The following is an 18,570-nucleotide window of genomic DNA, read 5'->3' as shown; positions in this document are numbered from 1 at the left end:
TCTTCGTCCGGCAAGGGGAGGGAGATCAGGCGCGCAGGCGCCGCTCGATGAGGTCGACGGCGCCGTACATCAGCAGGGCGACGGCCATCAGCGCGGCGATGCCCACCCACACGGCGTTCAGGTCGTAGAGGACGCCGGCGTAGTAGATCATGTAGCCGAGGCCCTCCTTGGAGGCGATGTACTCGCCGACCACCGCGCCGATGAGCGCGAAGCCCACGTTCAGGCGGAAGGCCGAGACGATCCACGGCATGGCGCCGGGGACGATGACCGTCCGCCAGGTGCGCAGGCGGCTGGCGCCCAGCGAGCGCATGAGCTTCAGCAGGTCGTCGTCGACCTCCTTCGCGCCCTGCTGGGCGGTGATGAGCGCGACGATGAAGGTGATGATGGCGGCGATGGCGATCTTGGAGCCCAGCCCGATGCCGAACCACACGATGATGAGCGGCGCGAGCGCGATCTTGGGCAGGCCGTTGAGCGCGATCATGTAGGGCCGCAGCACCGCCGCGCCGGCGGGGAACAGCCAGAGCACGAGCCCCGCCGCGCTGCCGAGCACGGTGCCGATGACGAAGCCCGCCACCGCCTCCCAGGCGGTCAGTGCCGCATCGCGCGCCAGCTCGCCGGAGAGGATGAGCTGCCATCCCCGCGCGAACACGCCGCTCGGCCGCCCGTAGAGATAGACCGGGAGCCAGCCGATGCTCACCGCCGCCTCCCAGGCGGCGAGGAGGGCGACCAGCAGCGCGATCTGGTAGAGCGCCACCCGCGGGGCGGAGGGCAGGCGCACCTGCCAGCCGCCCCGGAGCACGCGCGAGGGAGCCGGGAGGGGAGCGGACATCTCGCTCACCGCTCAGCCCCGCTTGTGGGCGGTCGTGGCGATCTCCACGAGGGCGCCGGGCTTCACGAGGCCCACCTGCACGCAGAAGCGGGCCGGCTTCTCGCCGGGGAAGTATTCCGCGTAGACCGCGTTCATGGCGGCGTAGTTGGCCCAGTCGGTGAGGAAGATCTGGTTGAAGGTCACGTCGGCCATGGAGGCGCCGGCGGTTTCCAGCACGCCCTTGATGATCTCCAGCACATGGCGCGTCTGGGCGGCGGCATCCCCGAGATGGACGACGTTGTTGTCCTTGTCGAAGGGCAGGGTGCCGGACACGTAGACGACGTTGTCCGCGAGAATGCCGGGGGAGAAGGGGGCGAGCGGCGTTCCGGAGCCGGGGGGGATGATGGCGCGGGAGGTCATGGAAGCCTCAATCCTGCTTGGGAGGGGTCTGCGCGAAGGCGCGGCGGAACTCGGCGACGTTGGAGACCCAGCCGAAGAAGGTCTCCACGTTGTAGACGGCGGCCTTCTGGACATAGTCCGGCCCGGCCTGATGGGTGGCGTCCTCCAGCAGGATGCCGAAGTATTCGAGGTGGAAGCCGTCGCGCAGCGTGGATTCCACGCAGACATTGGTGGCGATGCCGCAGAAGACGAGGTTGCGGATGCCGCGCGCCCTCAGGATGCTGTCGAACTGCGAGTTGAAGAAGCCGGAATAGCGGGGCTTCGGCACCACGATGTCGCCGGGCTGCGGGGTGAGCGCGTCCACCAGCGCATAGTCCCAGCCGCCCTTGGCCAGAAGCGTGCCGTGCAGCTCCGGGCGCTTGCGCATGGTCTTCAGCGCGTTGGACTTGTGCCAGTTGGGCGATCCGGGGCCGCCCGCCTCCACATAGTCCTTGTCCCAGCCGTTCTGGAAAAAGACCACCGTGACGCCGGCGGCGCGCGCCACCTCGACCGTCTCGGCGATGGCCGAGATCGCCCCCCTCGCGCCGGAGATGTCGAAACCGGCGAGGTCGAGGTATCCGCCTTCCGAGGCATAGGCGTTCTGCATGTCGACCACGATGACCGCGGTCTCCTCGACGGCGAGGGTGAGCGGCTCGGGACGGGCGGGCAGGGTCACCGTGCGCCGGGACGGGGGATAGCTGGTGGAGACGGTCATTCGGCAACTCCGAAATCCTTCGCCGCCTTGAGGGCGAAGGAGTTGTCGACCATCTGCGCATAGGGCAGGGGCGCCTTGATGGAGCCGCCGCCCGCCTCGAGCTCCATGGCGCGGGTCCAGTCCTCGCTCGAGATGGTCGGGTTCCTGGGAATGGCGGTGCGCGATCCGAAGAAGTTCCGGGTGGCATTGGCGATCACGGAAGGCGCGACCTTCGGGAAGAATTTCTCCGCCGCCTGCGTGAATGCCGCATTGTCCGCGTGCATCAGCTTCTGCGCTTCGGCGATGGCGTTGCAGAAGCCCTGCACGATGGCGGGGTTCTGGGCGATGTAGTCCTCGCTCGCCATGGCGGTGGTGAAGGCGAGCGGGCCGATGATGTCGGAGAAGGAGAGCACCGGCTTCAGGCCGAACTGCTCGGCGCCGATGGAGATGTCCCACTCGAACGCGGTGGCCACGTCCGCCCGGCCGTCCTTCACCGCGGCGGCCTGAGCGCCGGCGGGCAGCTCGAGGAAGGTCACGCCCGCCTCCTTGGGGTCGAACCCGCCGATGGTCTTCATGGCATAGGTGGGCACCTGGATGGTGGAGGAGGGGAATTTCAGCGTGGCGATGGTCTTGCCGCGCAGATCCTGGACCGACCGGATCGGGCTGTCGGGCCGCGCCATGGCCCACATGGAGACGCCGCCGACGATCTTGGCGATGTTCTTGAGCCTGCCGCCCTCGCGCGCCGCATTGACCGACATGCCGGGGCTGGTGACCGCGAACTGCGCGCGACCGGAGAGCAGGATGGGGGTGGGCAAGGCGATGCCGCCGGCGGTGGAGATGTCGCCTTCCAGTCCGTGCTTGGCGAACAGCCCCCGGTCGGCCGCCACGTAGAGCGCCGAATACATGCCGAGGCGCAGCGCCTCGGAGATGACCACGGGCGTGCCGGCCGCGCGCGCCGTGCCCAGCGGGCCGAAGGCGCCGGCCGCCGCGCCCGCGAGAGACAGTTTCAGGAGGAAGCGCCGATCCATGACCATGCCAGAAGCCTCTCGGAAGGAAGGTGGCGGCGCGTGTGCCGCGCCGTCCTATGCGCACGGATTAGGCGTGTGCATAATTATTGATCACGATTAAAATATTGGCATCGAGAAGTCTTATTAACAAGTCGGGAAAAATAGATATATTTATAAGCAATGACGATGAATCTGAATCTCCGGCAGTTGCGCGCCTTCGTGGCCGTCGCCCAGAGCGGCAGCTTCAGCGGTGCCGCGCGGCTCCTCGGCATCTCCCAGTCGGCGCTCAGCCAGGCGGTCCAGCAGCTGGAGGGCGAGCTCGGCGTGCGCCTGCTGGACCGCACCACCCGCAGCGTCCAGCTGAGCGCCGTGGGGCGCGATTTCCTGCCCGGCATCCAGCGGGTGCTGGGCGACCTCGAGCACCAGCTCCAGGACCTCCGGGACCTGAAGGAGCACCGGCGCGGCCATGTGGCCGTCACCTGCGTGCCCTCGGTGGCGCTGCGGCTTCTGCCGTCGGTGCTGGCGCGGTTCCAGGCCGCCTATCCCATGGTGAGCGTGAGCGTGCGGGAGGCGCCGCGCCAGCAGATCATCTCGACCCTGCGCAGCGGCGACGCGGAGCTCGGCATCGCCAACGTGCCCGGCGACGATCCGGAGCTGGACAGCACCTTCCTGCTCACCGACACCTTCGCCCTCGTCATGCGCCGCGACCATCCCCTGGCGGCGCGCAGCGAGGTGACGTGGGCGGAAGCCTCGGAGGCCGGCCTCATCGCCATGGCGGCCGGCACCGGCATCCGGCTGGAGATGGATCGCGGCCTGCCCGTGGCCACGGCACCCCACCACGAGGCGGAGCATCCGGCCACCCTGCTGGCCATGGTGGAGGCGGGGGTGGGCGTCGCCCCTCTGCCGAGCCTTGCCTGGCCGCAGGAGGGCCATCCCGTCCTGACGTTCCGCCCGCTGATCGCGCCGCACGTGCACCGCCAGCTGTTCCTCATCAAGCGCGCCGGCCGCGACCTCTCGCCCGCCGGCCGCTCCCTGCACCGGACCATCCTTGCCGGCGCCGTGCGCGAGGACTTCCGGACACCGGGATAAGGCGGGAGGCCACGCGCCACTCGTACCGGCGGCGCCGGGCGCGCGCCGGGAGGCGCCGTTCCGCGCTCCCGAACAGCGGAGGGGGCGAGGGGGCCGCCCTGTCGGTTCCGGGAAAGCCGGAGCGGTTCAGCTTGCCCCGGGACCGGCGCCCTCTCCAGCCGGAGCGGGATTGCAGTATTCGATCAGCAGTTCGGTCAGGACCCGGATCTTGCGCGCCGGATACTGGCCCGGCGGGCGGACCACATATGCGCCGGCCGGAGGGGGCGGATGGCGCGTCATGACCGGCCGGAGCGCGCCGGAGGCGAGGTAGCCCTCGATCAGGCAGTCGGGGAGATAGGCGATGCCCAGCCCCGCCACCGCCGCGGCGGCGAGGGCGGTGCCGTTGTCGGCCTTGAACCGCCCCTGCGGACGCAGCGTGACCACCCTGTCGCCATTGGTGAGCTGCCAGGTTTCGGTGCCCTGCATGAGAGCCTCGTGCGCGAGGAGCTCGTCCGGCGTCTCGGGCGACCCGTGCGCCTCGATGTAGGCGGGGCTGGCCACCAGCTGCCCGTGTATGGTTCCGATGCGCCTGGCGATCAGGTTCGAGTCCTGAAGATACCCGACGCGTATCGCGCAGTCGTACCCCTCGGTGATCAGGTCGACGAAGCGGTCGCTGTAGCAGGTGTGGACGTGGAGCCGGGGATGGCGCCGCGCCATCTCCGCGAGCATGGGCGCGAAGTGCGTCGGGCCGAAGGACAGCGGCACGGCCACGCGCAACCGGCCCCGGAGCTCGCCGGAGGGCAGGATGGTTTCCCGGGCCGAGTCGATCTCGTCGCAGACCCTCGCCGCATAGTCGCGGAACGTGGCCCCGGCTTCCGTGAGCGCGGCGCCCCGGGTGCTTCGCGCCAGAAGCTGGGCGCCGCGCTCCGCCTCGAGCCGGACCAGCCGCCGGCTGACCACCGACTTCGAGACGCCGAGCCGCAGCGCGGCAGGCGAAACGCCGCCGGCATCGGCCACTTCCACGAAGGTGCGCAGCTCCTCGATGTCCATCTGGCGTTCCCCTTTGCGCGACACAGCTTGCCGTGAGCGGGTGCTGCCGCAGCGTCACCGGGAACGGCAACCTGTTCCAGGCAACGTCGCCCTGACGGATGTCTTCCGCAAACCCATGCCGCCTCACGCGGCAGCAAGGATGGCACATGACCTTTCGAAACGGCCTGGCTTCGCTCCTGCGCCCCGAAGACTCGGTCCTCGTCCTGATCGACCACCAGCCCTACCAGCTCGCGAACGTGAACAGCCACGAGCCGCAGATGGTCATCAACAACACGGCCGGCCTGGCCAAGGCCGCCAGGGCCTTCGGCGTCCCCACGATCCTGACCACCGTGATCGCCGAGCGGGGCGGCCTTCTCTTCCCCCAGATCACCGATGTCTTCCCCGGCTAGGACGTCATCGACCGGACCCTCGTCAATACCTGGCAGGATCCGAAGGTGGTGGATGCGGTCAAGGCCACGGGCCACAGGCAATTGGTCATCGCCGGCCTGTGGACCGAGGTGTGCGTCGCCATGCCCACCATCCAGGCCCTCGGGGAGGGGTGGGACGTGACCGTGATCACCGATGCATGCGGCGGTGTTTCGGTCGAGGCCCATCAGGTCGCCATCCAGCGCATGATCGCGGCCGGCGCGAACATGATGACCTGGCTGGCGCTGGCGGCGGAGTGGCAGCGCGACTGGGCGCGGACCGACCAGGCCGCCGCGCTGACGCAGGTGATCACGCAGCATGCCGGCGGCAGCGGCATCGCGTTCCTGTGGGAGCAGCAGCTGCTCAACACGCCGGTGCCTGCCAGCGCAGGCTGAGCCGGGGGCGGATGCTGGTCTCGATGGGCGGCATGGAAGCCTGCCGCGCATCGAGCCGCGCCGTCTCCTTTCGGGAGGCCGGCCGTGCGGCCCTCCCGGTCCCGCCCGATGGCGCTCCCGTCCGGCAGGGGCTTCATCGCACCCGCCGGCTCCTCCTGCGGACGTGCTGCGCGGGTGCCGCCCGGGGAACGGGACGCGGATCGTCGGGGCGCGCAGATCGAGGGCCGACCTTCCGGCCGGCCGTGGCCGGAACTGCGGACGGATTGCCGCGCACCGATCCTCCCGTGGGACGGCATTGCGCCCCTTCGCGCGCGCCCTGCGCCGGCGCATCCGCCTGCAAATCGCCCGCCGCCTGACCCGGTCGGACACCGGTCCCGGCCGCCCCTGCACGCTTGACTCCCGTCTCGGTTTGAGTCCCTTTTGGAAGGAACAAAACAGGAACAATCATGAGCGCGGCACACGATGTTTCCGCGCTGAGGCAACTGCTCGCCGGGCTGGAGGCAGAGCATTTGCCCAGCGCCCCATCCGTCTTCAGCCTGGGCGCCGCCGGCCCCGACGGCGTCCTGTCGCGGGCGCTGGCGCGCGGGACCCTGCACGAGGTCCATGCCGCCGAGGGCGCCGACATCCCCGCCGCCTCCGGCTTCGCGCTGGCCCTGGCGCTGCGGGCCTGCGGCGCGCGGGACGCCGCGCAGCCCATCGTCTGGGTGCGACAGGGCTTTCTCGATGCCGAGGCCGGCGTGCTTCATGCTCCCGGCCTGCTCGGCCTCGGGCTCGATCCGTCGCGGCTCATCCTGATCCGCGCGGGCAATCCCGAGGAGGCGCTCCGCGCGGCCGGGGACGCGGCGGTCTGTCCGGGGCTGGGGGCGGTGCTGCTGGAGCCGTGGGGAGAACCGAAGGCGCTGGACCTGACGGCCACGCGGCGGCTGGCGCTGCGGGCCCGCGCCTCCGGCGTCCCCCTCTTCCTGCTGCGCATGACGGCGCGGCCCGCGCCCAGCGTCGCGGTCACCCGCTGGCTCGTCCGGCCGGTGGTTTCCAGCCCGCTAGCGGCCGGTGCGCCGGGGGCGCCGGCCTTCGCCGTCACGCTGCTGCGCCATCGCGCCGGCCTTTCCGGCCATATGTGGACTCTGGAGTGGGACCATGACAGCCGTTCCTTCCGCGACATCGCCCCGCTATCTCGCGCTGTGGTTCCCGTTCCTGCCGGCCGACCGGCTGCGCCGCCAGCACTCACGCCCTTCCGGCCCCTGCGTGACGCCGGATGAGGCGGCGCCGCTGGTGTTCGTCGAGCGGGTGCAGGGCGCGCTGCGGCTGGCCGCCGTCTCCCCCCGGGCGCGGACCGTGGGGCTGGCGCCGGGGCTGACGCTGGCGGATGCGCGCGCGCGGGTGCCCGACCTCGCCGTGGTCGACCACGACCCCATGGCGGATGCCGCTCTCCTCGAGCAGGTCGCCGATGATTGCGACCGCTGGACCCCGCTGGTGGGGCTGGACGGGCCGGACGGGCTCGTGCTCGACATCACCGGCTGCGCCCACCTGTTCGGCGGCGAGGCGATGATGCGCACGCGGCTGGTGGAGCATCTCCGGCGGCACGGGCTGGCGCTCCATGCGGTGGTGGCCGGCACGCCCGAGGCGGCGCGCGCGCTCGCCCGCTGCGGCCGGGGCGGCGTGGTGCCGCCCGGACGCGAGGCGGAACATGTCGCCCCGCTGCCCATCTCCGCGCTGGAGCCACCGCAGCAGGCCCTGGTCGGCCTGTCCCGCGCGGGGCTCAGGACCATTGGCGATCTCGCCGCGCGCCCCGGGACGCCGCTCGCCGCGCGCTTCGGCGAGGCGCTCCTGACGCGGCTGCGGCGCACGCTGGGGCAGGAGGACATGCCCATCGTGCCACGCCGCACGCTGCCGGCCTGCATCGCCGAGCGGCGCTTCGCCGAGCCCATCGGGCGGATCGAGGACGTGGAGGGCACGGTCGGGATGCTGCTGGAGGATCTCGCCGTCATGCTGGAGGCGCGCGGCGCCGGCGGGCGGGCGTTCGAGGCCTCCTTCTTCCGGGTGGACGGCGCGGTGCGGCGCATTCTGGTGGAGACCGCGCGGCCCTCGCGCGATCCAAAATCCCTGGGCCGGCTGTTCCGGGAAAAGCTCGATGCCCTGGCCGATCCGCTCGATCCCGGCTTCGGCTTCGATCTGGTGCGGCTCGCCGTGCTGCATACCGAGGCGCGCTCGCCCGAGCAGGTGAGCCTCGATGGCCGCGCCCAGGAGGAGGAAGAGGTGGCCGCGCTGGTCGACCGGCTGACGGCCCGGCTGGGCCGGGACCGCGTGCTGCGCTTCATGATGCGCGACACCCATGACCCCGATCGCGCCGCCAGCCTCGTGCCCGCGGCCGGCCCAGTGCCGCCCGCGGGACCGCAGCCGGCCGACCTCGCCGACCTGCCGCCCCGTCCCCTGACCATGTTCGACCCGCCCCAGCCTATCGAGGCGGTGGCCGAGGTTCCCGACGGACCGCCGCTGCGCTTCCGCTGGCGCCGCGTGCTGCACGAGGTGGTCCATGCCGAGGGGCCGGAGCGGATCGCCGCCGAGTGGTGGCGGCAGGGGCAGGCCGCGCCGACGCGCGATTATTACCGGGTGGAGAACCGCCAGGGGCGTCGCTTCTGGCTGTTCCGGGTGGGGCTCTACGATCGCGAGCCCGCCCCGCCGCGCTGGTTCCTGCACGGGCTGTTCCCATGAGCGCGGGGTTCTACGCCGAGCTGGCGGTGACGACCAATTTCTCCTTCCTGCGGGGCGCCTCCCATGCCGCGGACCTCGTGGCCCGGGCGCTGGCGCTCGGCCATGGCGGCATCGGCATCGCCGATCGCAACACCGTGGCGGGCGTGGTGCGGGCCTATGCGGCGGTGAAGGACGCGGAAGAGGCCCTGCAGGAGGAGCTCGGCGATCCCAAGGCGCGGCTGCCGTTCCGACTCGCGGTCGGGGCGCGGCTCGTGTTCGCGGACGGCACGCCGGACGTGATGGCCTATGCGCAGGACCGCTCCGGGTGGGGGCGGCTGTGCCGGCTGCTGACCACTGGCAACATGCGCGCCGCGAAGGGGGAGTGCATCCTCGCCCGCGACGACCTGCTGGGCGATCCGCGCGGGCTCTCGCTCATCCTCATGCCCCCGCACGCGCCGGACGCCCTGCTGGCGCCATCGCTCGCGGCGCTGGCCGAGGCCGCGCCGGGCTCCCTGTGGCTCGGTGCCGACATGCCGCGCCGCGGCGATGACCGCCGCCGCCTCGCCGCCCTGAAGGGACTGGCGGCCGGCGCCGGGGTGCCGTTGCTGGCCATGAACGACGTGCTCTATCACCACCCCGCGCAGCGCGACCTGCAGGACGTGCTGACCTGCATCCGCGAGGGCACCACCATCGAGGCCGCCGGCCGCCGGCTGGAGGTGAATGCCGAGCGCCACCTCAAGTCGCCCGCCGAGATGGCCCGCCTGTTCCGCGACGCGCCCGAGGCGGTGGAGGAGACGCGGCACTTCCTCGCCCGCATCGACTTCTCCCTGGGGGAGCTGAAATACGAGTATCCCGAGGAGCCGATCCCCCCGGGCCATACGGCCGACGGGTGGCTGGCGGAGATGACGTGGCGGCGCGCGGCCATCGCCTATCCCCAGGGCGTGCCGGCCGGGGTGGAGCAGCAGCTGAAGGACGAGCTGGCGCTGATCGCTGAGCTGAAGTACGCGCCGTATTTCCTCACCATCCGCGATATCGTCGGCTTCGCGGAGAAGAAGGGCATCCTGTGCCAGGGGCGGGGCTCGGCGGCCAATTCGGCGGTGTGCTACGTGCTCGGCATCACCGCCGTCGACCCGGCCGAGAGCAACCTGCTGTTCGCCCGCTTCATCTCCCGCGAGCGCCGGGAGCCGCCCGACATCGACGTGGATTTCGAGCACGAGCGGCGCGAGGAGGTGATCCAGTACATTTACGAGCGCTATGGCCGCCACCGCGCCGGCATCGCGGCCACCGTCATCTCCTATCGCCCGCGCAGCGCCATCCGCGAGGTGGGCAAGGCGCTCGGCCTCACCGAGGACGTCACCGCGCGCCTCGCCGGCATGGTGTGGGGCAGCTGGGGCGACATGCTGGAGCAGGACCGCATCGCCCAGGCCGGGCTCGATGCCACCAATCCTTCGATCCGCCGCGCGGTGGCGTTCGCCGGCCGGCTGGTGGGCTTCCCGCGCCACCTCTCGCAGCATGTGGGCGGCTTCGTGCTCACCCAGGGCCGGCTGGACGAGATGGTGCCCATCGGCAATGCCGTCATGGAGCACCGCACCTTCATCGAATGGAACAAGGACGACATCGACACGCTCGGCCTGATGAAGGTGGATGCGCTGGCGCTCGGCATGCTCACCTGCATCCGCAAGGCGCTCGACCTCATGCGCGCGCACGTGGGCGTGGACTACGGGCTGTCCGACATCCCGGCGGACCAGGCGGATGTCTACGACATGCTCTGCCGGGGCGATTCCATCGGCGTGTTCCAGGTGGAGAGCCGGGCGCAGATCAACATGCTGCCGCGCATGAAGCCGCGCGATCTCTACGACCTCGTGATCCAGGTGGCGATCGTCCGGCCCGGGCCGATCCAGGGCAACATGGTGCATCCCTATCTGCGCCGGCGCGAGGGCAGCGAGCCCGTGACCTACCCCTCGCCCCGGCCCCCGCACGATCCCGACGAGCTGCGCGACGTGCTGGATCGCACCAAGGGCGTCCCCCTGTTCCAGGAGCAGGCGATGAAGCTCGCCATGGTCGCCGCCGCCTTCACGGAGGTCGAGGCCAACAAGCTGCGCCGCGCCATGGCCACCTTCCGCAACCTGGGAACCATCGGGCAGTTCCAGACCCTGCTGGTGGAGCGCATGAGCGCGCGCGGCTACGATCCGGCCTTTGCCATGCGCTGCTTCGAGCAGATCAAGGGGTTCGGCGAGTATGGCTTTCCGGAAAGCCACGCGGCCTCCTTCGCCAAGCTGGTCTACATCTCCGCCTTCATCAAGTGCCGCTACCCGGCCGTGTTCGCGGCGGCGCTGCTGAACGCGCAGCCGATGGGCTTTTATGCCCCCGCGCAGATCGTGCGGGATGCGCGCGAGCACGGTGTCGAGATCCTGCCCGCCGACATCAACCACAGCGTCCACGACAACACGCTGGAGCGCCGCCCCAGCGGCGACCTCGCGCTGCGCATCGGCCTGCGGCAGATCGACGGGTTCAACGAAGCATGGTCGGGCAGGCTGGTGGCCGCGCGGGGCGCGGGCTATCGGGATATCGAGACCCTGGCCATGCGCTCGCGGCTGCCGGTGGGGGCGCTGATGCGGCTGGCTGATGCCGACGCCTTCGGCTCCCTCGGGCTGGGGCGGCGCGAGGCGGCGTGGGCCGTCCGCCGCCTGCCCGATGACGCGCCGTTGCCCCTGTTCGCGGCGGCGCAGGCGCGCGAGCTCGGCGCGGAGCCCGATGCGCAGCTGCCCCTCATGCCGCTGCCCGAGCAGATCGCGGTGGACTACCAGACCACGCGCCTCTCGCTGAAGGGCCACCCCATGGGAATCCTGCGCGACCTCTTCCGGAGGGAAGGCATCGCCAGCAGCGCCGAGGTGGCGGCACGGCGCGACGGCAGCTTCGTGCGTACCGCCGGCATCGTGCTGGTGCGTCAGCGGCCGGGCAAGGGCAATGCCATCTTCATGACGCTGGAAGACGAGACCGGCATCGTCAACGTGCTCCTCTGGGCCCGGCTGTTCGAGCGCTTCCGGGCGCAGGTGATGGGCGCGCGCCTCGTGGCGGTGGAAGGCCGGGTGCAGAAGAGCAAGGAGGGCGTCATCCACGTGATGGTCGAGCGGGTGACCGACCGCTCCGCCGAGCTGGCCCGGCTGTTCGACGACCCGGCGCCACAGCGTCCGCACATGCTGCCCGCGCCCCACGCGGATCCGGGCGAGGACCCGCGCATGCGGCGCGAGGCGAGGCCCGGGCAGCGGCCGGCGAGCCCGCGCATCGAGCCGGCGCCGCGCCAGGGGCACCCCCGGCAGGTGCGCATCCTGCCGAAGTCGCGGGATTTCCATTGATGTCGCGCCGGCGCCCAGAGCCGCCAGCGGAGGACGGCGGGAGGCGGGGGCGGAAAGGCCGGGGCCGCTGGCGCCCCGGCAGACTGCCGATGCGCCCTCAGGCCGGCAGGACGACCACCTTGGTCTTGACCGGCGTGCGTGCGTACAGGTGGATCATGTCCTGGCTCAGCAGGCCGACGCAGCCGCTGGTGACGCCGGTGCCGATCGATTCGGGGTCGCTGCTGGCGTAGATCGTGTACAGCGTGTAGGTGCCGTTCTGATAGAGATAGAGCGTGCGCGCGCCGAGCGGATTGTCGAGGCCGCCCGGCATGCCGCCGGCGTATTTGGCCGCCTCGGGCTGGCGCTTGATCATCTCCTTCGGCGGGGTCCAGGTCGCCCATTCGCCCTTGCGCCCCACATAGGCGTCGCCGCTCCACAGGAAGCCGGCGCGGCCCACGTTGGCCCCGTAGCGGGTGGCCATGCCCTCTTCCTCGATCCGGTAGACGTAATAATTGCTGGGATCGACGATGATCGTGCCGGGCGCTTCCTTGCTCTCGTAGCGCACCGTGCTGCGGAAGTACTTGGGGTTCACCTTGGCGACGTCCACCGCCGGGATGGCGAATTTCTCCGTGGGCACGGGTCCATAGACCTGCTGCGCCTCGGCGAGGCTCATCCCCTCGGTTCCCGCGCAGCCGGCCAGCCCCAGCGCGCCGAGGCTGACGGCGGACCCGACCAGAAACGTCCGGCGGCTCAGCGCCCCCGACCGAAGCCCCGGAGCGGCCATCCCGTCAATGGCGCCAGCCGCGGCGTTCCCACCGTTCATGATCATGATGTCGAAGCTTCCCGTATCCTGTTGCCGGCGAGAGCGCCCGCCGGCCTGTCCCTGCTGATCCTTGTGCGGGCGGACTTTGCCGTCCCGCGGCGCGGCTGGCAAGCGCGGGACGGCGCTGCGGTAGCATGCCACGGCCCGCCGGCCGCGCCGGAAAGCCTTCGCCGCCGGCTCACGACCAGCCGTAAGACGGCCGGTCGCCAGTCCTGATCCCGCCGGCTTCCCGCGTCGCGCTTCGCTCCGGCCCGACGATCTGCCCTCACGCCGCGGCGCGCCGGCCCAGGGCCTTGCGGGCGATGCTGGCCGCGAACAGCGGCGTCTCCCGCCGGTTGTGATCGCCACCGGCGGCTTGGCGCGCCGCTGCCGCCTCGGCGAAGGTCTGGCCATGCGCTTCGAGGAAGTCCATGAACGCGGCGGTGGGGTGGGATGTGACCCGGTTGGTGTAGCGGGTGCGCCGCCCGTCGATCGCCTCGGCGATCAGTTCCCACACCACATTCACCTGCGTGCGCCCGGCCGGCGTGAAGACGTCGGAGATGGAGCTCATCCGGCAATAGGCCGGCGTCGCCACCTCAGCCACATAGTGCTGCACCACGAGCGCGCTGCCGATCATCTCCACGTTGATGGACATGGGGCGGCCGTCGTCGGTGGTGGTGACGCCGGCGGCGATGTGATCCGGCGGACAACAGCGCAGATATTCGGCCTCGGGCAGGTGGAACAGCCAGTCGGCGATGTCGACCGCGGCGAGGGGGATCTCCATCTCGGCTGAACAGGCCGATTGGGAGAGGATCATGTCGGCAATGACGGTCATGGTCTGATCACTCCGGTCTGGTGTTGACACGAGGAAGTCGCTCCCCCGACCCGCGCATCGCGGCCGGGGGGTGCTGCAGGAGGGATTTCGATGTCTCTGGCCGGCGGCGCGCTCTGCCGTCCGGTCACGCACAAGGTGCCAGCGGAGGCGGGGGAGCCTCAATCATACGGACCAGCCGCCCAGCCATCTCTTCGTATGCGGCGAACGGGCATGAGCGGGGCAGGCGGAGGCGAAAGCGGCAGTGCGCCCCGTGCCGCGGGCCGCGCCATCGTCGTCGCCGATCCTCCACCCGCCGGTCCGCGCGCTCATGGCCGTCAAGAGATGCGCGACGACCTCGCAAAGCTGCGCAGGGGCACGTTCCATTTCTCCACCGACGGCCCGCCGCGACCCGTGAGGATCGGCCTTCGCCTCGCAGGTTCTGGCATCCGGCGAGCCCGCTCACCCCCGCTGGTGGCGAAGGCCGCACGGAAAAGCCGTGTCCGGCGGGAGAAGCTGGCCTCGGCGGGCCCGGGCCCGTCCCTCCGGCTCGTGGGACGCAGGGGGAGCCACAGTCCGGTCCGCGGTCGCGCCTTCGGCCCGGCTCAGGCGTCGGCGATATCCGCCAGTCGCGGCCGGTAGCCCGCCCGCAGCACCGCCACCGTGGGCGCCGGGGTGAGGACGGTGACCTGCGCATCCGCTCCCGGCCACGGGGCGGGGCCATAGCCGGCGTGGCTCCAGCGGTGCAGCTGCCGCTCGCGCACGAGGAGGGCGTGATCCGGCGCCCCGTCGCAGGTGACGAACGTGCCTGTCGGCAGCGCGCGCAGCGGCGCCCGGGACAGGACCTGCCGCCCGTGCCGGACCCGGGCCGCGTGCAGCGCCCGATCGATCTGCGCCACGGCGAGCGGCGCGTCGACGGGCATGTCGAATGCCCGGCGCCAGGCAGCCTTGAAGGCCTGATAGTCGGCGTGCCGGCATTCGCCGCAGGGCCGGTGGCCGGCTGCGAGGGCTACCGCCTCGTCCATGAAGAACAGCGGTGTGTAGCGTCCGGGGGCGTCAAGCTCGAGGCGCCGGCCCCGGAACGAGGTGAGGCAGCACACCCAGCCGCGTGCATGCCAGACCTTGAGCGTGCCGTCCGGCCGGCGCAGGTTTCCCCGGTTGCCCATGAACAGGCCGCGCTCGGCGACGGCCTCGCGGGTCCCGAAAGGCGTGACGCGGTTGCAGCGATGAGGGCTGGCGGTCACGGGATGGTCGGTGGTCATGGGGAGCGTGCGGATCGGGAGGGCAGGGTGGCCGCCCGCATGGTCCACGTCCCGCCGCACTGGTCCACCCGAAACCGCCGGCCTTCGGACACCGGCACGGACGCCTGCGATCGCGGGCGTCCCGGCGGCCGGCCGCATGCTCGGGAAAGGCAGGCTTTCGGGCGCGCCGGTCGTGCGGAGCAGGCTGGCGCAGGCCATGCGGATAGGGCAGGGCCGCCGTCAGCCGGCGTCGTCGCCCTCCATCAGCCGCAGGCTGCGGCGGAGGCTGGCGGGCGGCTGGCCGTAGGCGCGCAGGAACGCGCGGCGCATCCGGTCGCGGTCGGCAAAGCCGGTGTCGCGCGCCACCTCCTCCATGGCGTGGCGCCCGTCCTCCAGCATGAGCTTCGCGGCCTCCAGCCGCAGCGTCTCCACCGCCTTCGCTGGCGACTGGCCGGTCTCTTCCCGGAACACGCGGCTGAACTGGCGCGGCGAGAGGCTCGCCGCCTCGGCCAGCTCTTCGACGGAGAGCGGATTGCGCAGGTTTTCCTTGGCGTAGATGAGGGCGCGCTTCACCCGGTCGGAGCGCGGCTCCAGCTCCAGCAGGGCCGAGAACTGGGACTGCCCGCCGGGCCGGCGGTGATAGACCACCAGCTTGCGGGCGACCTTGCGCGAGAGCGCGGCGCCGTGGTCGTCCTCGATCAGCGCCAGCGTGAGGTCGATGGCGGCGGACATGCCGGCCGAGGTCCACACATGGCCGTCGCGGACGAAGATGCGGTCCGCATCCACCCGGATGGACGGGTGCTCCTCCTGCAGGCGCCGCGCGTGCGCCCAGTGGGTGGTTGCCGCGCGCCCGTCCAGAAGGCCGGCCTCCGCCAGCCCGAACGCGCCGGTGCAGACCCCGGCCACACGTCGGGCCTGCGAGCCGGCATGGGCAATATAGGCGCGCAGGCCGGGCGAGACCGGCCGCGGCTCCAGCTCGCCCACCACCATCAGCGTGTCGGGCACGGGTCCGAGGGCGATGGTCTCGATGCCGGAGTTCATGGACGAGCGCACGATGCCGCCCGTCTCGGACATGACGGTGAGACGGTATCCGTCGCCTTCGAGCTCCGCATTGGCGAGCTCGAAGGCCGACAGGGCGGCAAGGCCCATCAGCTGGAAACCGTGCTCGAGGATGAGGCCGATCTGGCGCATCGCATGTCCTGAAACGACGGGTCAGATTAATTCAGTCATGCCGGTGGGTCAAACCCCGCGAAAAGGGGAAGCTTGCCGGGGCCGAGCGCCTTCGGGCCGGTGCCGGCGCGCTTGAGGGCGTGGCCTCCACGCGCTCCCATCGAATGCGGCGACCGTATCAGGCGACTGGACGCAGTCTCTATGCGGGTATATGCATGTATCGAGGCGATCAGACAGCCGATCCCTTCTCTCCATGCTCGCCGACGCCCGGTTACGCGTGCCGGAGGGCCATCCGCCTGAGTTCAGGGGCGCTTCGCGCGCTCATTTACGTGTAGCTGCCCGCATATCAAGGAAGCGTCATGCCCCCCACTTCCTCCGCCATCTCGCCCCTGGCCGAAGCGCTCGCCCGGCGCGGCATCCATTACGGCTGGGTGGTTGCCGCCGTCACCTTCCTGACCATGCTGGTCACCGCCGGCGCAGTCGGCGCCCCGGGCGTGCTGATCGGTCCGCTGGAGGCCGAGTTCGGCTGGGCGACGGCGGATATCTCCTCCAGCTTCGCCATCCGCCTCATGCTGTTCGGCGTCATGGGGCCGTTCGCCGCCGCCTTCATGAACCGCTTCGGCATCCGCCCCGTCGCCACCATGGCGCTGGGGCTGATCGCCGCCGGCATCCTCGGCTCATTGGTGATGACGCGGCTCTGGCACCTCATCGCGCTGTGGGGCGTGGTGGTGGGGCTCGGCACCGGGCTGACCGCCATGGTGCTGGGGGCGACGGTGGCCACCCGCTGGTTCGCGCAGCGCCGCGGCCTCGTCATGGGCCTCCTCACCGCCAGCACGGCCACCGGGCAGCTCGTGTTCCTGCCCGGGCTGGCGCAGCTGTCGCAGACGCTGGGCTGGCGTTCCGCGCTGGTGTTCGTGCTTGCCATGATCCTCCTGGCGGCGGTCGCGGTGCTGGCGCTGATGCGCGACCGCCCCTCCGATGTGGGCCTCGCGCCGTACGGCAGCAGCGGGCCGGTGGCCGAGCCGCCCCGTCCGGCGAGCCTCGGCGCCATGCTGGCCTCGCCGCTCCTGGCGCTGCGCGATGCCTCCCGTTCGGCCACCTTCTGGGTGCTGTTCGGCACCTTCTTCGTCTGCGGGGCCAGCACCAACGGGCTGGTTCAGACCCATTTCGTCTCCCTGTGCGGCGACTATGGGCTCGCCGCCGTCACCGCCGCCTCGGTGCTGGCGATGATCGGCGTGTTCGATTTCTTCGGAACGGTGGGGTCCGGCTGGCTGTCAGACCGGTTCGACAGCCGCTGGCTGTTGTTCTGGTACTACGGGCTGCGCGGCCTCTCGCTGATCTTCCTGACCTACAGCGACTTCAGCTTCTACGGCCTGTCGCTGTTCGCCGTGTTCTATGGCCTCGACTGGGTGGCCACCGTTCCGCCCACGGTGAAGCTCACCGCGGACCGCTTCGGCGAGCGCGCGAACATCGTGTTCGGCTGGGTGTTCACCGGCCACCAGCTTGGCGCCGCCATGGCGGCCTACGGGGCGGGCTTCAGCCGCACCTTCTACCAGACCTATCTGCCGGCCTTCTTCGTCGCCGGCGTCCTCTGCCTCCTCGCCGCCGTCGCCATCGTCGCCGTGCGCGAGCGGCGCGGCCCGGAGCCGGCGGCGGTGCCGGCCTGAGCACAGACGGGCGAGGAGGCTGGGGCGGCTTGCCCGGCGGTGGAAAAGGCGGGAGCCTCGATCGGCGATTCGGGCCGCGCGGGTCGGCCGCAGGGGGATAAGTCGTGGCGGTTCGTGACATTGTGAGGTACCCGGATCCCCGTCTCAAGACGGTGGCGGCCCCCGTCACGGTGTTCGACGATGCCCTCGCCGGCCTGGCCGCGGATCTCCTCGACACCCTGCGCGCCGCGCCGGGCATCGGCATCACCGCCCCCCATGTGGGCGTGCCGGCCCGTGTCGTGGTGCTGGAGCTGTCGCCGGAGGAGGGCCCGCGCACCTATGTGAACCCGCAGATCATCGCCCGCTCGGACGAGATGATGCGGCACATGGAGGGGTCCATCTCCATGCCCGGCGTCACCGACGAACTGGACCGGCACGCCCGCGTCACCGTGCGGTTCCAGGAGCTCGACGGAACCGTGGGGGAGGAGGAGGCCGAGGGGCTGCGGGCGGTCTGCCACCAGCACGAGATCGACCAGCTCGACGGCATCTTCTGGGTCCAGCGGCTGTCGCGCCTCAGGCGCGATCGTCTGGTGCGGCGTTATGAAAAGCTCGGACGCTGAGGCGATGCGGCGCTGCGCGCTTGACAGCGGCCCTGCTTGGGCGCCCAGTTCCACGGTGCATGGTGGTCCGGACGCATCCCGTCCGGACTGAAACGGGAATGGGGAAGGGCGCCTGCGCCCCAAGCCCCGACCGCCCCCGCGACTGTGAGCGGCGAGCGGCCTTCCACGATGTCACTGACCGGGCCTGTCCCGGGCGGGAAGACGGAAGGCGCGGCTACGACCCGCGAGTCAGGAGACCGGCCATGCGCACGGTGCCAACGCGAACGCCGTCGGTGGGACGGCACAGGAGCAGTTTCATGCATATCGAACCCGGTCTCGTGGACGGCGGGAAGATCTGGCTCAGCTACGTCACGGCCGCGGGCGCGGGGGGCTATGCCCTCAAGCTCGCC

At 71.2% G+C, this 18,570-nt stretch carries 16 protein-coding genes, 1 pseudogene and 1 riboswitch (1 of these 18 only partly in view); of the genes and pseudogenes, 8 read left to right on the top strand and 9 right to left on the bottom strand.

Annotation, left to right across the window (positions count from 1 at the left end; genetic code table 11):
• Positions 1-25: 25 nt before the first annotated feature.
• Genes V5F49_RS06675 through V5F49_RS06660 form a run of 4 tightly spaced genes read right to left on the bottom strand, consistent with a single transcriptional unit; the run spans position 26 to position 2,974 of the window.
• Positions 26-829, bottom strand: a complete 804-nt coding sequence (locus tag V5F49_RS06675) for an ABC transporter permease (protein WP_394118356.1) — start codon at positions 827-829, stop codon at positions 26-28.
• A gap of 12 nt (positions 830-841) precedes the next feature.
• The gene (rutC, locus tag V5F49_RS06670) at positions 842-1,228 is read right to left on the bottom strand and encodes a pyrimidine utilization protein C (RefSeq protein WP_394118355.1); all 387 of its coding nucleotides are present in this window, start codon (positions 1,226-1,228) and stop codon (positions 842-844) included.
• Positions 1,229-1,235: 7 nt separating this feature from the next.
• Positions 1,236-1,961 carry a pyrimidine utilization protein B gene (gene rutB, locus V5F49_RS06665; RefSeq protein WP_394118354.1) on the bottom strand — a complete coding sequence of 242 codons (726 nt, stop codon included), beginning with the start codon at positions 1,959-1,961 and terminating at the stop codon, positions 1,236-1,238.
• The gene (locus V5F49_RS06660) at positions 1,958-2,974 is read right to left on the bottom strand and encodes an ABC transporter substrate-binding protein (protein ID WP_394118353.1); all 1,017 of its coding nucleotides are present in this window, start codon (positions 2,972-2,974) and stop codon (positions 1,958-1,960) included. The genes rutB and V5F49_RS06660 overlap by 4 nt, the downstream gene beginning before the upstream one ends.
• A 159-nt stretch (positions 2,975-3,133) precedes the next feature.
• On the opposite strand from V5F49_RS06660, the gene V5F49_RS06655 reads away from it, so the two are divergent.
• Positions 3,134-4,036, top strand: coding sequence for a LysR family transcriptional regulator (locus V5F49_RS06655; RefSeq protein ID WP_394118352.1), 903 nt, complete (start codon positions 3,134-3,136; stop codon positions 4,034-4,036).
• A 126-nt stretch (positions 4,037-4,162) separates the two neighbouring features.
• Here the strand turns inward: V5F49_RS06655 and V5F49_RS06650 are convergent, their stop codons facing one another.
• Entirely contained in the window at positions 4,163-5,065 is a 903-nt protein-coding gene (locus tag V5F49_RS06650; RefSeq protein WP_394118351.1) for a LysR family transcriptional regulator, read from the bottom strand.
• A gap of 146 nt (positions 5,066-5,211) precedes the next feature.
• Between V5F49_RS06650 and V5F49_RS06645 the strand changes: the two are divergent.
• The 4 genes and pseudogenes from V5F49_RS06645 to V5F49_RS06630 all read left to right on the top strand — a co-directional run bounded on the left by V5F49_RS06645 (position 5,212) and on the right by V5F49_RS06630 (position 11,912).
• A pseudogene (locus V5F49_RS06645) lies at positions 5,212-5,865 on the top strand (hydrolase).
• A gap of 446 nt (positions 5,866-6,311) precedes the next feature.
• Positions 6,312-7,124, top strand: coding sequence for an ImuA family protein (locus V5F49_RS06640; protein WP_394118350.1), 813 nt, complete (start codon positions 6,312-6,314; stop codon positions 7,122-7,124).
• A gap of 28 nt (positions 7,125-7,152) precedes the next feature.
• Positions 7,153-8,577, top strand: coding sequence for a Y-family DNA polymerase (locus V5F49_RS06635; protein WP_394118407.1), 1,425 nt, complete (start codon positions 7,153-7,155; stop codon positions 8,575-8,577).
• Positions 8,574-11,912 carry an error-prone DNA polymerase gene (locus tag V5F49_RS06630; protein ID WP_394118349.1) on the top strand — a complete coding sequence of 1,113 codons (3,339 nt, stop codon included), beginning with the start codon at positions 8,574-8,576 and terminating at the stop codon, positions 11,910-11,912. The genes V5F49_RS06635 and V5F49_RS06630 overlap by 4 nt, the downstream gene beginning before the upstream one ends.
• A 97-nt stretch (positions 11,913-12,009) precedes the next feature.
• Here the strand turns inward: V5F49_RS06630 and V5F49_RS06625 are convergent, their stop codons facing one another.
• From V5F49_RS06625 to V5F49_RS06610, 4 genes are all read right to left on the bottom strand, one after another.
• Positions 12,010-12,720, bottom strand: a complete 711-nt coding sequence (locus V5F49_RS06625; protein WP_394118348.1) for a L,D-transpeptidase — start codon at positions 12,718-12,720, stop codon at positions 12,010-12,012.
• A gap of 259 nt (positions 12,721-12,979) precedes the next feature.
• The gene (locus V5F49_RS06620; protein ID WP_394118347.1) at positions 12,980-13,528 is read right to left on the bottom strand and encodes a hypothetical protein; all 549 of its coding nucleotides are present in this window, start codon (positions 13,526-13,528) and stop codon (positions 12,980-12,982) included.
• A gap of 581 nt (positions 13,529-14,109) precedes the next feature.
• Positions 14,110-14,766, bottom strand: coding sequence for a hypothetical protein (locus tag V5F49_RS06615; protein WP_509210754.1), 657 nt, complete (start codon positions 14,764-14,766; stop codon positions 14,110-14,112).
• Positions 14,767-14,985: 219 nt separating this feature from the next.
• Positions 14,986-15,936 (bottom strand): GlxA family transcriptional regulator, encoded by a 951-nt coding sequence (locus V5F49_RS06610; protein WP_394118345.1) that lies wholly within the window; start codon positions 15,934-15,936, stop codon positions 14,986-14,988.
• 338 nt (positions 15,937-16,274) lie between these two features.
• Here V5F49_RS06610 and V5F49_RS06605 point away from each other — a divergent pair, with 338 nt between their 5' ends.
• The 3 genes from V5F49_RS06605 to V5F49_RS06595 all read left to right on the top strand — a co-directional run.
• Positions 16,275-17,582 (top strand): MFS transporter, encoded by a 1,308-nt coding sequence (locus tag V5F49_RS06605; protein WP_394118344.1) that lies wholly within the window; start codon positions 16,275-16,277, stop codon positions 17,580-17,582.
• 104 nt (positions 17,583-17,686) lie between these two features.
• Positions 17,687-18,181 (top strand): peptide deformylase, encoded by a 495-nt coding sequence (locus tag V5F49_RS06600; RefSeq protein ID WP_394118343.1) that lies wholly within the window; start codon positions 17,687-17,689, stop codon positions 18,179-18,181.
• Between the two features lie 43 nt (positions 18,182-18,224).
• Positions 18,225-18,440: riboswitch (cobalamin riboswitch) on the top strand.
• Between the two features lie 37 nt (positions 18,441-18,477).
• A protein-coding gene (locus V5F49_RS06595; protein ID WP_394118342.1) for an energy-coupling factor ABC transporter permease crosses the window boundary here: on the top strand, positions 18,478-18,570 show its 5' end (the start). Its footprint extends 585 nt past the window's final position; only the first 93 of its 678 coding nucleotides appear in the window; it begins with the start codon at positions 18,478-18,480; the stop codon falls past the right edge of the window.

This window comes from Xanthobacter lutulentifluminis (assembly GCF_043194675.2).
Lineage (GTDB): Bacteria > Pseudomonadota > Alphaproteobacteria > Rhizobiales > Xanthobacteraceae > Xanthobacter.
This window is presented reverse-complemented; position numbering and strand designations above follow the sequence as displayed.